Source organism: Ammoniphilus oxalaticus, from assembly GCF_003609605.1.
GTDB lineage: Bacteria > Bacillota > Bacilli > Aneurinibacillales > RAOX-1 > Ammoniphilus > Ammoniphilus oxalaticus.
Genome location: NZ_MCHY01000008.1, coordinates 542,700 through 556,205, shown reverse-complemented (window position 1 = coordinate 556,205; position 13,506 = coordinate 542,700). Strand labels below are relative to the sequence as shown.

Annotated in this window: 10 protein-coding genes; all 10 read right to left on the bottom strand. The window is 44.6% G+C overall.

Going from position 1 to position 13,506, the window contains the following annotated elements; genetic code table 11:
- Positions 1-6 precede the first annotated feature (6 nt).
- The 10 genes from truB to BEP19_RS09040 all read right to left on the bottom strand — a co-directional run bounded on the left by truB (position 7) and on the right by BEP19_RS09040 (position 13,379).
- A complete protein-coding gene (gene truB, locus BEP19_RS09085; RefSeq protein ID WP_120189542.1) occupies positions 7-921 on the bottom strand; it encodes a tRNA pseudouridine(55) synthase TruB in 915 nt (304 codons plus the stop codon).
- Complete coding sequence (locus BEP19_RS09080; protein WP_120189540.1) at positions 918-1,907, bottom strand: DHH family phosphoesterase; 990 nt, start codon at positions 1,905-1,907, stop codon at positions 918-920. The genes truB and BEP19_RS09080 overlap by 4 nt, the downstream gene beginning before the upstream one ends.
- Positions 1,894-2,253: a 30S ribosome-binding factor RbfA gene (gene rbfA / locus BEP19_RS09075; protein WP_120189538.1), complete on the bottom strand. Its 360-nt coding sequence runs from the start codon at positions 2,251-2,253 to the stop codon at positions 1,894-1,896. The genes BEP19_RS09080 and rbfA overlap by 14 nt, the downstream gene beginning before the upstream one ends.
- A gap of 99 nt (positions 2,254-2,352) precedes the next feature.
- The gene (infB, locus tag BEP19_RS09070) at positions 2,353-4,590 is read right to left on the bottom strand and encodes a translation initiation factor IF-2 (RefSeq protein ID WP_120189536.1); all 2,238 of its coding nucleotides are present in this window, start codon (positions 4,588-4,590) and stop codon (positions 2,353-2,355) included.
- On the bottom strand, positions 4,587-4,904 hold the full coding sequence (locus BEP19_RS09065; protein WP_120189535.1) for a L7Ae/L30e/S12e/Gadd45 family ribosomal protein: 318 nt from the start codon (positions 4,902-4,904) through the stop codon (positions 4,587-4,589). The genes infB and BEP19_RS09065 overlap by 4 nt, the downstream gene beginning before the upstream one ends.
- Entirely contained in the window at positions 4,897-5,175 is a 279-nt protein-coding gene (rnpM, locus tag BEP19_RS09060) for an RNase P modulator RnpM (RefSeq protein ID WP_120189534.1), read from the bottom strand. The genes BEP19_RS09065 and rnpM overlap by 8 nt, the downstream gene beginning before the upstream one ends.
- A gap of 12 nt (positions 5,176-5,187) precedes the next feature.
- On the bottom strand, positions 5,188-6,306 hold the full coding sequence (gene nusA, locus BEP19_RS09055; RefSeq protein WP_120189533.1) for a transcription termination factor NusA: 1,119 nt from the start codon (positions 6,304-6,306) through the stop codon (positions 5,188-5,190).
- A gap of 168 nt (positions 6,307-6,474) precedes the next feature.
- Positions 6,475-6,933, bottom strand: a complete 459-nt coding sequence (gene rimP, locus BEP19_RS09050) for a ribosome maturation factor RimP (protein WP_120189532.1) — start codon at positions 6,931-6,933, stop codon at positions 6,475-6,477.
- A gap of 342 nt (positions 6,934-7,275) precedes the next feature.
- Entirely contained in the window at positions 7,276-11,583 is a 4,308-nt protein-coding gene (locus BEP19_RS09045) for a PolC-type DNA polymerase III (protein WP_120189531.1), read from the bottom strand.
- Between the two features lie 83 nt (positions 11,584-11,666).
- Positions 11,667-13,379, bottom strand: coding sequence for a proline--tRNA ligase (locus BEP19_RS09040; protein ID WP_147393781.1), 1,713 nt, complete (start codon positions 13,377-13,379; stop codon positions 11,667-11,669).
- Positions 13,380-13,506 lie beyond the last annotated feature (127 nt).

Genomic DNA, 13,506 nt, shown 5'->3' with positions numbered 1-13,506 from the left:
TAATTTTTAGTCATGAAATACTTTTTCCGCTTTCCCCCACACTTGATCCCTCTCATAAAAACTACGATATAAGCCGAGGAACTGTTGATTCGGTCCATATATGCGAACCAGTTGCCCCGCCTCAACAGCTAAATCTAATTTTATCTGTTGCCCATTTAACACACGCTCAGCTTGCTCCTTCTCAACGGACCAGGCCGGAAAGCGCATTAAAGCAAGATCGAGCGGCTTCAATAGTTCATGAAAACGTTTTTGCGCAATAGCTTCCTCTACCTGTTCAAACGTATAACAGTCTTGCAACTTAAATGGCTCGCTCGCCGTTCTCTGCAATACATTCATATGAGCAGGGTACCCTAACTTTTTTCCGATATCAACAAATAACGTTCTTATGTAGGTTCCTTTTGAACACTTCACCCGCATCGTCACCTCAGGATAAGGCGGCTGCAAGGACATCGATAATGATTCTAGTTCGTAAATTTCCACTTCCCGCGGCGGTCGTTCCACCTCTTTGCCCTCACGAGCCAGCTTATGCAAACGAACACCGTCAATTTTTACGGCGGAATACATTGGGGGCACTTGTTGAATTACCCCAACAAAAGACGCTAACGCTTCATGGATCTGTTCTCCCGTAATAGCGGTATCGAGCGGCTGATCAACGATAATTTCGCCGTCAGCGTCTTCCGTGTCCGTTGCTTGTCCAAACACGACTGTCCCCACGTACTCTTTTGGCAGCTCCTGCAAATACTCGACAATCCTTGTCGCTTGACCGATACAGAGCGGCAACACCCCTGTTACAGAGGGATCGAGTGTGCCCGTATGTCCAATTCGTTTTATCTTCAACAACCTTCTTAATTTCCCCACACAGTCATGGGAGGTAAATCCAGGCGGCTTGAGTAACGGGATAATGCCTCTAATTTGACTCATTTTTCCCCCCACAGATTTTCAATCTTCTGTAAAGCGAGACGTTGGACCTCCTCTAGACTTCCCTGCGCGGTACAACCAGCTGCTCTGGCATGTCCTCCTCCGCCTAGTTGTTTGGCGATTAACGACACATCGACATCTTGTCTGGAACGGAAGCTAATTTTTACCGTTTGTTGATCCATTTGCTTGAATAGAACGCCGACCTCTACTCCTTCAATATTTCGGGCATAATTAACGATTTGTTCCATGTCCTCATCAACCGCCTGACTCTGTTCTCGCGCCTGCAGTGAGATGGACAAAAAAGCAATTTGGTCCTGTCGGTGCAATGACAAAGTTGGCAAGACGAGTTGTAGTAAGTCCAAATGGGAACGACGAATTGTTTCTAAACAACGATCGGCAATCGCTCCTGGGTCTACCCCAATCCGCAACAATTCAGCGACCTTCTCCATCACGTCTGCCGTCGTATTCGCATATCGAAACCCGCCTGTATCCGTTAAAATCCCCATGTAAAGAAACGAAGCTAATTCAACGCTCATTGGAAATTGATTATGCGCGGATAAATCAAGCAAAATTTCAGCTGTTGCGCAAGCAAGCGGACGTACAACATTAACCGCGCCAAAATGATCATTTGTCGCATGGTGATCAATGTTCAAAATTTGAACATCATCCGCAAAATATTGCTCCACAGCGCCAACGCGAGCTAAATCCCCGCAATCTAACGTAATGACATATTTATATTTCTGTTGCAACGGAGATTCACTTACGTTTTGAACCGTCAAGCTACTTGGCGTCGCCGCAAAAAATTTAGCGGGAGTTGCTCCTTCATTCGCTAGCGTAAATTGCTTACCTAATAATCGAAGCAAATACCCCATTGCCAAAATGGATCCCGTCGCGTCACCATCCGGATTAACATGATTGACAACAAGAAAATGGTCGTTTTCATTTAGAAAACGACTCGCTGCCGCTAATTGATCGCTATATTCCATCATCCGAGTCCTTTTTGATATCTTTTAACAACGTTTCAATTTTATTTCCATACTCAATCGACTCGTCCATTCGAAACAGCAAGTCAGGTGTATGGCGCAACTGAATACGTTTGCCTAGCTCAGATCGAATAAATCCTTTTGCTTTTTGTAAGGCCTGAACAGATTCTTCTTTTTGTTCGTCGCTGCCCATCACACTAATATACACTTTCGCTTCTTGCAAATCACCCGTTACGTCAACGGCGGTCACCGTCACAAAACCAACGCGCGGGTCCTTTAGTTCAAGCTGAATGATTTGGCTTAACTCTTTTTTCATCTGTTCGCCGATTCGACTATTGCGTACTCTACTCAATTTTCTCACCTCTAAACAGTCTTGATCTGCCGCAAACGCGACAGATCAATTTATTGACTTAGTATCTATTAAAATGGTCAGCATTACTCAAAAAACACGCTAGACTTTAATTTCTTCCATAACAAAGGCTTCAATGACATCGCCTTCCCTGATATCGTTGTACCTTTCAATCGTAATCCCGCACTCATACCCTTGCGCAACTTCTCGCGCATCATCCTTAAAGCGCTTCAGCGTATCCAACTTACCTTCAAAAATAACGATGCTATCACGGATCACACGCACACCCGCATCTCGCGAAATTTTCCCTTCGGTTACATAGCAACCTGCAATATTACCAATTCTGGACACTTTAAATACTTGTCTAATCTCTGCTTGACCAATAATTTTCTCTTCATATTCGGGATCGAGCATTCCTTTCATCGCCGCTTCGATTTCTTCCATCGCTTTATAAATAACACGATGCAGTCGAATATCAACCTTCTCTTGTTCCGCAACAAGTCTCGCATTTGCCTCAGGGCGCACGTTAAAACCAATGATGATTGCGTTCGATGCATTAGCCAAGATGACATCCGATTCTGTAATTGCGCCAACGCCAGCGTGAATCGTTTGTACGCGAACACCCTGCACTTCAATCTTTTCGAGTGAATCACGCAACGCTTCAACGGAACCTTGCACGTCAGCTTTTACAATGACGCCGACCTCTTTCACTTCGCCTTCTTGGATTTGACTGAATAGATCATCCAACGTAACGCGAGCGGACGCTCTTAATTCGCTTTCCCGCTTAACAGACGCTCGTTTTTCACCGATTGATCTTGCTTTCTTCTCGTCTTCAAACACCATGAATTGATCTCCGGCTTGCGGAACATCGTTCAGTCCTGTAATTTCAATTGGAGTTGAAGGCGGCGCTTCTTTAATTCGACGACCTTGGTCATTAACCATCGCCCGCACGCGTCCATAAGCGCTGCCGACAACGATTGGATCGCCAACTTTCAATGTGCCGTGTTGAACTAAGATTGTCGCCACAGAACCGCGACCACGGTCTAGCTCCGCTTCAATTACGGTACCGCGCGCTCGTTTGTTTGGATTCGCCTTATACTCTTGAACTTCCGACACAAGCAGAATCATTTCTAACAGGTCATCTAATCCTTCTTTTTGTAAAGCCGAAAGTTTAACAAAGATCGTGTCTCCGCCCCATTCCTCGGAAACAAGACCGTGCTCTGTTAATTCTTGCATCACACGTTCTGGATTCGCTGTCGGTTTATCCATCTTGTTCACAGCAACGATAATCGGCACACCCGCTGCTTTAGCGTGACTAATCGCCTCCACAGTCTGAGGCATGACTCCATCATCAGCCGCTACAACAAGCACTGTAATATCTGTTACTTCGGCTCCGCGCGCCCGCATTGTCGTAAAGGCGGCGTGACCTGGTGTGTCCAAAAACGTAATTCTTTTACCGTTTACTTCAACTTGATACGCTCCAATGTGTTGCGTAATCCCGCCGGCTTCCGATGTAACAACATTCGCTTCTCGGATTGTATCCAATAATGTTGTTTTTCCATGGTCAACGTGTCCCATAATCGTCACAACAGGCGGACGTTCTTGTAGATCCGCGGGATCATCGACTTCCTCGATCGTTTCAAATTCCAGCTCATTTATTAAAATGATTTCTTCTGTTTCAACACCGTAATCTGTCGCAAGCAACATGATTGTTTCGCTGTCTAATTCTTGATTAATCGTGGACGGCACCCCTAACAGAAGTAACTTCTTAATGATTTCTGATGCGTCACGACCTAATTTTTTGCCTAGTTCGCCAACCGTCATTCCTTCACTAAACGTAATCTTTTCCGGTAATGGCTTTAGCATTCTCGGTTGTTGTTGTGTTTGAGGCCTTCTGCCTTTTTGTCTATTCGCATTGCGGTTGTCTGAACGTCTTTGATTGCCGCCTCTGCCTCTCGTGTTCGATTTCCCGCGTCCTTGATTGCTTCCGCCGCCGCTTGGCGATTGACTTTTTTGCTGATTCGTTCCCTTTTTCTCCACCAAATTACCACTCTTTTCTGTCTCGCCTTGTCTAGGCTTGTTGTTACTGCCTTGCTGCTTGTTCTGTTGACCTTGAGGACTTTGCTTTTGCTGCGTTGCCTCCGATTTTTGATCCAACTGACCATCCACCTTCTGGGTTCGACCCTGCTTTAGATGCTGCTCAACCTGATTGATTTGATCGCGGTCTAAAGCGCTCATATGATTCGAAACCTGAATATTAAGCTGCTTTAAAATGGTGATCAGTTCTTTACTCGCTAAATTTGTTTGTTTCGCTAATTCGTACACTCTCATTTTACTCATATGTTTCCCCCTTCTTCGTTATCCATATGCTTCATCAGTTCACGGGCAAATCCATCATTTTTAACACCGACAACTACTCTTTGTTCTTTTCCAATACAATGCCCTAAGCGATACCTGTCTGCATAGAAACGTAAAGGGATGCTGTAGCTTCTACACTTGTCTTGAAATTTCTTCCTTGTATTCTCAGATGCATCCGCCGCCAAGATTACCAGGTATACTTGCTTACTCGTGATAGCTTTAACGACTATTTGTTCGCCAGTGATGAGCCCACCAGCTTTTGTGGCTAGACCTAAAAATTGTTCAACTTTATTCAGGGTCCTTCAACTCGATCCATTCCAATTCTAAGCGTTCATAGACTTCTTCAGGAATCGCAGTATTCAACGCTCGATCTAATGCCTTACGACTTTTTGCTAGGGAAAAGCAGTCCTTGTTCCCGCAAAGATAAGCGCCCCTGCCAGCCGCTTTCCCAGTTGGATCCATCGACACTTCCCCTTGCGGACTGCGAGCGACACGAATCAATTGTTGCTTAGGGATCATTTCCTGGCAGGCTACGCATTTACGCAGCGGTATTTTTCTTCGTTTCAAATGATTCCCCCCTTACTCAGTGACCTGTTCATCCTCAGCGCGCGTGTCTTTTGACTCTAGTATATCATAGGCTGACTCAGGGATTTCATATCCTTCTTTAACTGCCTGAGACTCGCTTTTAATATCGATTTTCCAACTCGTAAGTTTCGCCGCCAATCGGGCGTTTTGACCGCGTTTTCCAATTGCTAAAGACAGCTGATAATCAGGCACAACCACGCTTGTTACCTTCTGATCCTCCTCGACTTCAACCGCGAGCACTTTGGATGGGCTCAATGCGTTGGCAACAAACTCTTTCGGGTCTTCCGACCAGCGCACGATGTCTATCTTTTCCCCATTCAATTCGCCCACAATCGTCTGTACGCGGACACCTTTAGGGCCTACACAGGCTCCTACGGGGTCTACATTTGGATCAATCGAATGAACAGCAATTTTAGAACGATCACCCGCTTCGCGAGCGACCGATTTAAGCTCAACAACGCCATCAAAAATTTCAGGCACTTCCAGTTCAAACAATCGCTTTAACAACCCCGGATGCGTGCGCGACACAAAAATTTGAGGGCCTTTTGTCGTCTTTTCGACTTTTGTAATATACGCTTTAATCCGATCACCCTGTTTAAAATCATCGTCTGGCATCTTTTCATTGATCGGCATAATCGCTTCAACTTTCCCTAGATCGATGTAGTAATTCCGGGCATCTTGACGTTGTACAATTCCTGTAATAATATCATCTTCGCGATCGATGAATTCACTAAAAATAATGCCTCGCTCCGCTTCGCGGATCCGTTGCGTCACGACCTGTTTCGCTGTCTGGGCGGCAATCCTACCGAAATCGCGCGGTGTTACCTCTATTTCAACAATATCTTCCAACTGATAATTCGGATCAATTTCTTGGGCTGCCTCCAACGAGATTTCAAGTCGAGCATCTTCGACTTCTTCGACAACCGTTTTTCTTGCGTAAACACGAACTGCGCCTGTCATGCGATTAACATCGACCCGCACATTTTGCGCTGAATTAAAATTTCGTTTATACCCCGAAATTAAAGCCGCTTCAATCGCCTCAATTAGGATTTCCTTATCAATCCCTTTTTCTTTCTGTATGTCATTTAAGGCTTCTATAAAATCTGGATTCACCTATATACCTCCGTCCTATATTTCTGGTGAACTACGTCGAGTTAACTTTCTTTCACCAGAGATCCGTTGTCCTCGAAGGGGACGTCCTATATTTCCGACGCGCTACATCAAGTAAGCTTACTTTCGTCGGAGTTCCGTTGTCCTTGAAGACGAGCCCCTGCGGACATTTTAAAAAACAACCGCGATCCTCGCTTTGGCCACTTTGTCGTAAGGGATTTGATAGGTCTTCTTCCCTTCCAAAACCGATAACGCCGTCCCGTCAAATTCCGTTAATGTGCCTTCAAAGATCTTCATATTTTCAATCGGCTCATATGTGCTCAGATTCACGCGTTTACCGACAGCCCAATGGATATCCTTTTCATTTTTTAACGGACGCTCAATGCCAGGCGACGACACTTCGAGGAAATAAGCTTGTTGAATCGGATCAACCTCGTCTAACCGTTTGCTTAATTTCTCACTGACAATCCCGCAATCATCGATATCCACTCCGCCCTCTTTATCGATAAAAACGCGCAAGAACCAGTTGCTTCCTTCTTTTTGAAACTCAATATCAATTAAATCTAAATTCATCTCTTCTAAAATCGGTTCGGCTAACTCCCCGACTCTGGATGTAACCCTTTTACTCAAATCAATAAGCCCTCCTTTAATCATTGAGCTTGGTCCTAGCTAATGATTTCATCTATATGTAGCCCGACATCCAAATGTTGGCCTGATTAATTGGCATTTAAGGCGAAAGGAAAGTCAGTTCTCCTCCTTGCGCTTGAGAACGTCAACTTTCCTTTACAGTAGAAATTTTCATAGCTGTGTAATCATTTCAGTAACAACGAAAGAGTGGGTTGCCCCACTCTTGATCACTCGTGTATCTATCAGTATTTCCAAAAAAATTATACCATAATCCAACCTTACTAGCAATAACAGGCTTAACAGCCCATTTAGAACGAATTACAACACATAAAATGAAACTTGCGTCTAAAACAAGGATAGCTGGTTCGTCGCGGGTAATCCTTCTAAGCAACCTTGTTCCTCAAGAAACTCCAAAACTGTTTTGGAGACTTTTGAACGCTGCTGTAAATCCTCTATCGAAAGGAATTCTCCCGCTTCCCGCGATTTCGCAATATTGATCGCCGCATTCGTTCCAACCCCTGGCAAAGAATTAAACGGCGGCAGTAATCCGTCGCCATCGACGAGAAATTGGGTCGCGTCTGAACGATAAAGATCAATGTTCTTGAAATGAAAGCCGCGTTCGCACATTTCTAAAGCCAATTCTAACACCGTTTGCGTGTTTCGTTCCTTCGGAGAAGCATCGTGTCCTTTCCTTTCAACCTCTTCAATTTTACTGCGTATCGCCGCGCTGCCTCGAATCATGGTCGGAATATCAAAATCAGCCGCCCGAACCGTAAAATAAGCGGCATAATATTCGATCGGATGATGCACTTTAAAGTAAGCAATGCGAACCGCCATCAGTACATAGGCTGTCGCGTGCGCCTTCGGGAACATATATTTAATTTGTTTACATGACCAAATATACCAATCCGGCACATTATTTTGTTTCATCGCTTCTTCCATTTCAGGCGTCAACCCTCGTCCACGACGCACACTCTCCATAATTCTAAAGGCCATACTTGGCTCCACTTCACGGTACATTAAATAAACCATAATATCGTCACGACAACCGATTACATCTTTAAGCGTACATGTCCCGTTTTGAATTAATTCTTGGGCGTTGTTCAGCCAAACGTCTGTTCCATGGGATAGTCCCGAAATCTGAACCAATTCCGCAAATGTCGACGGACCCGTTGCCTCTAACATTTGCCGCACAAACCGAGTTCCAAATTCAGGGATTCCCAATGAACCGATTTTAGATTTGATTTGTTCCGGAGTAACCCCTAGCGGTTCGGTTCCGCTAAAGATTCCCATCACTTTCGAATCATCGATCGGAATATCGAGCGGATCAATGCCTGTCAAATCTTGCAACATCCGAATCATCGTCGGATCATCGTGACCGAGAATATCCAATTTCAATAAATTTTCGTCAATCGAATGGAAATCAAAATGAGTTGTTTTCCATTCCGACTCGCGGTCATCCGCCGGGTATTGAATCGGCGAGAAATCATATATGTCCATATCGTTCGGAACAACGATGATTCCGCCTGGATGCTGACCTGTTGTCCGTTTGACGCCTGTGCAACCAGACGCTAATCGTAGAATTTCCGTATTTTTTAGTTGAAGTTCTTTTTCCTCTTCAAATTTTTTCACAAAGCCATATGCTGTTTTATCAGCAACCGTACCAATTGTGCCCGCGCGATACACATATTTCTCGCCAAATAACTCACGGGTATAATTATGAGCAATCGATTGATAATCACCGGAAAAATTGAGATCAATATCCGGCACCTTATCTCCATCAAAACCGAGGAACGTTTCAAACGGGATATCATGTCCATCCTTCATATAGGGTGTTGCGCATGCGACACAATCTTTGTCCGCTAAATCGTATCCCGAAGCGACGGATCCGTCAGAAATAAATTCAGAATATTGACAGTTTGGACAAACGTAATGCGGCGGCAGCGGATTCACCTCGGTAATTTCCATCATTGTCGCCACAAATGAGGAACCAACCGAACCCCTGGAACCAACAAGATATCCGTCATCAAGCGATTTCTTCACAAGTTTATGAGAAATCAGGTAAATAACCGCAAAACCATGCCCAATAATACTGCCTAATTCTCGCTTCAATCGTTTTTCAACAAGATCCGGCAAATCTTCGCCATAAATTTTACGGGCCTGCTCATAACTCATTCTCTCTACATCTTCATTGGCCCCTTCAATCACAGGCGTATATAACTTATCAGGAACCGGATGCACTTCTTCGATCCACTCGTTGACCTGATGCGGTCCTTGCACAACGACTTGATGGGCTAACTCCTCCCCTAAATAAGAGAACTCATCTAAAAACTCATTGGTCGTTGGGAAATAAGCGTCCGGCAACTTATCGGCGTTTAACATGCTGGCTCCGCCCATCCCTTTGACCAATATTTGGCGATAGATCTTTTCATGTGGCTCTAAGTAATGGACGTTACCCGTAGCGACAACAGGCTTGTTCAGCTTTTGACCGAGTTGCGTAATCTTCCTATTTATTTCTTGCAACGCTTGTTCGTCTTTGACAAACTCTCTTTCTATTAAATGACGATTATAGTAAGTAGGTTGAATCTCTAAATAATCGTAAAATTTAGCGACTTCCTCCGCTTCATCCAACGGTTTTTGCATCACGGTTTCAAACAACTCGCCTCGCTCGCACGCGGAACCGATCACCAATCCCTCGCGGTGTTTGACCAATTCGCTGCGCGGAATACGAGGCACCCGGTGGAAGTATTCAGTATGCGCCTTTGAGATTAAAATATAAAGATTACGTAATCCTACTTGATTTTTGACAAGCAAGATCGCATGCAATGGACGCTGACGCTTCCATTCTTCACTTGGTCTGCAATCATTCAATTCGATTAAATTATGAACGTTACGCTCCTCTAACCCTTGGATCAGTTTCCAGAGCACATTTGCTGTCGCTTCCGCATCATAAACCGCGCGGTGATGACTAACCAATTCGACATCGAGATGCCTACATAACGTATTCAAACGGTGATTACGTAATTCTGGGAGAATGAAGCGCGACAATTCCAACGTGTCAACAACCGGATTTGTTAGTTCCGCTTCATTCATTTTTCGCAACCCCGCATTTAAAAAGCCCATATCGAAACGAGCATTGTGAGCAACGAGCACAGAATCCCCAATAAACTCCTTGAATTCACGCAAGACTTGATCGACTTCCGGGGCGTCAACGAGCATATCATCCGTAATCCCTGTTAATTCAATGATCGTATTCGTTAACGGTTCATGGGGATTTGCAAATCGTTCAAAGCGGTCGATCACTTCCCCGTCTTTGACCTTAACAGCCGCTAATTCGATGATCGTATTATAGACGGCGGAAAGCCCAGTTGTTTCCACGTCAAACACTACATAGGTAGCATCTTTGAGCGGCAGGTCGATTGGAGAATAAGCAAGTGGCACCCCGTCGTTCACGAGATTTATTTCTACTCCAAAAATAATTTTAATTCCCGCCTGCTTTCCCGCGCGATAAGCCTCTGGATAACTTTGCGCGACGGCGTGATCTGTGATCGCAACCGCTTTGTGTCCCCAATCAGCCGCTTGCTGCACTAATTTTTTGACAGGAGTGATTGCGTCCATACTACTCATTGGCGTATGTAAATGCAACTCAATCCGTTTTTGTTCCGCTGTATCTTCCCGTTGTTTTGGTCTAATCAAGTTTACGTCGTTTGCTTCAAGCGCCAACTCACGGATATACTGATCATATTGGATCCGCCCGCGGACCTTGACCCACATCCCCTCTTTGACTGCTTGCATCATCGACAAGTCTTCTTTATCTCTTGAGAATATTTTAACGGTGATCGAATCCGTATAATCTGTCATTTTAAATGTGAGCAAAGATCGTCCACTTCTTAACTCTCGGATTTCGGAAATGAAAACTTGGCCTTGCACTGTCATTCTTCGTTCTTCCTCGGTGATCTGCTGAATCGGAACAGGTTCATCTTGAATTCTTTGTCCGATTAAAAATTCCTGATTTGACTCTGACAATACAGGCGACTGGGCTTTTTGTTTCTCTTGTTCTAACATCGCATCCAGCATATCCATCGCCCGCGTCCGATCTTCTTCCATTGTTTCTTCAAAGAAAGACTGGTATTGTTCTTCCGATTCTTCTACCTTGATTTCAATCGCCAAGCTAATGCCTATTAATTTTTCTACTATATGCGAAATCTCACGATCAATTTCTTTCTTTTTCATCATTTTTCCCGCAATTTCATTGTTAACGGTAATGATGATACGATCCCCTTCAATAATCGGTACAGCGGCCCTCAGCGTACTAGCCAATGAGTTTAGGCTTTCAGCCAATTCGTCAACGATAAACTCCCAATACTCTTCGAAAAAATGGGTTAAATCAGGTTGTTCTATATAAGAGACACAACAATCGACAACTGCGATGTGGGAAAAAGTCATTTGTAGCTTTTGCAGAAAAGCCCGATAAACCGGACAAGGAAGCAAACTTTCTAGACAAAAATGAAAAGTCCATTGCTTGTTTTGCCTGCTTAACTCTAAGCGGTCGATAATCCCATCAGCAAAATAGCGCGTTTGATATTCTTCCGGTATTTCTGCTTGCTTTAAAAGAAGTTGAAACCTCTCCCTTTGTTCCAACCGTTGCTGCATCCTCCTACCACCCCTGCTTTATCTTTTAACGTAAAATGAGTCCCGATATAGAAACGGAACTCATCAACGATGGTTCAATATTATTATAGCGAAGGTAACGTTTCTTTGATATAAGAAACAACTTCATCTTGCGCAATTTCGACAACTTCACCGGACTTGCGAAGTTTACATTCAACGATTCCGTCTTTCGCCTTTCCACCAACGGTAATCCGCAACGGAATGCCTATCAGATCGGCATCGTTAAATTTCACGCCCGCTCGTTCCGAACGATCATCCAGCAACGTCTCGAATCCAGCGGCTAAACATTGCTCATAAAGTGATTCCGCAACTTGTTCTTGATCCGCATTTTTCACATTCACAGCGATAATATGAACGTGGAACGGCGCAATCGCAACAGGCCAAATAATGCCATGCTCGTCATGATTTTGTTCTACAGCGGCAGCTACCGTCCGAGAAATTCCAATGCCATAACAGCCCATGATCATTGGCTTAGCTTTCCCTTGCTCATCTAAAAAGGTCGCTTTCATCTGCTCACTGTACGTGGTCCCTAGCTTGAACACATGTCCGACTTCAATGCCGCGCGCGAAATGAATCGTCCCGCCGCATTGCGGACACGGATCTCCTTCTTCTATATCACGCAAATCGGCATATTGTTCCACTTCAAAATCTTTACCTGGTGTTACATTTTTAAAGTGATAGTCGATCTCGTTTGCCCCGACAATTCCATTCACAATATGTTGGACCGCTACGTCAGCGACAACCTTTACATTCCGCCCTTGCGAGACTTGCGGTCCAACAAAACCAGTCGGAACGCCAAGCGTCTCTTCAACATCTTGTTCTGAAGCGAGTTCAACTACGTTGGCATCTAACATGTTTTTCAGCTTAATATCATTCAATTCATGATCACCGCGAACAAGGGTGAGCACAAATTGATCATCCGCTTTAAATAATAACGATTTAATCGTTTGCGTCGCGGGAACGTCTAAAAACTCTGCCAACTGATCGATCGTTCGAATCGCTGGGGTATGAATTTTCTCAGCCTTGGCTACTTCTTCTGTTGCGGGAGCTTGTCCACGATACACAACTTCCGCTTTCTCTATGTTGGCTGCGTAGTTACAACTTTCGCAATAAGCAATCGTATCTTCTCCGATTTCCGATAAAGCCATAAACTCATGCGATCCTTTTCCGCCGATTGCGCCAGCATCCGCTTCTACCGCTCGAAAATCCAAACCGCATCGCGTAAAAATACGTTGATACGCATTATACATAGCTTCATAACTGCGGTCCAATCCCTCTTGATCTAAGTCAAACGAATAAGCGTCCTTCATAATGAATTCACGGGCGCGAATGACACCGAATCGCGGACGTACTTCATCCCGATACTTCGTTTGAATCTGATACAAATTCATTGGCAACCTTTTATATGAACGGATACCGTCTCTGGCAAGGCTGGTTACGACTTCTTCATGTGTTGGACCTAGCACAAATTCCCGATCATGCCGATCTCTCAATCTCATTAACTCTGGTCCGTACGCTTCCCATCTGCCTGTCTCCCTCCACAGTTCGGAGGGTTGAATCGCAGGCATGGAGATTTCCTGTCCCCCTGCCGCATCCATTTCCTCACGCGTAATTTGTTTCACCTTACGCAATACGCGATGACCTAACGGGAGATAGGAATAAACGCCAGAAACCAACTGTCGAATAAACCCAGCCCTGGCCATTAATTGATGACTTGCAATTTCCGCTTCCGATGGCACTTCTCTTAACGTCGGAAGAAACAAGCTTGATTGACGCACAAAAAATCCTCCTTCAATCCATTCACTTAACATGGTTGTTATTTTTTAAGTATACAATGTTTATGTAACCGCATAAAGTCCCTGGTAAAAGCAACGAGGCGCCAGGGACTTTATGCAAATCAAAGAC

Coding starts and splice junctions, on each gene's coding strand:
- BEP19_RS09045 (WP_120189531.1), bottom strand. CDS start 11,583: ATGCAGCAACGGTTGGAACAAAGGGAGAGGTTTCAACTTCTTTTAAAG.
- BEP19_RS09080 (WP_120189540.1), bottom strand. CDS start 1,907: ATGATGGAATATAGCGATCAATTAGCGGCAGCGAGTCGTTTTCTAAAT.
- truB (WP_120189542.1), bottom strand. CDS start 921: ATGAGTCAAATTAGAGGCATTATCCCGTTACTCAAGCCGCCTGGATTT.
- infB (WP_120189536.1), bottom strand. CDS start 4,590: ATGAGTAAAATGAGAGTGTACGAATTAGCGAAACAAACAAATTTAGCG.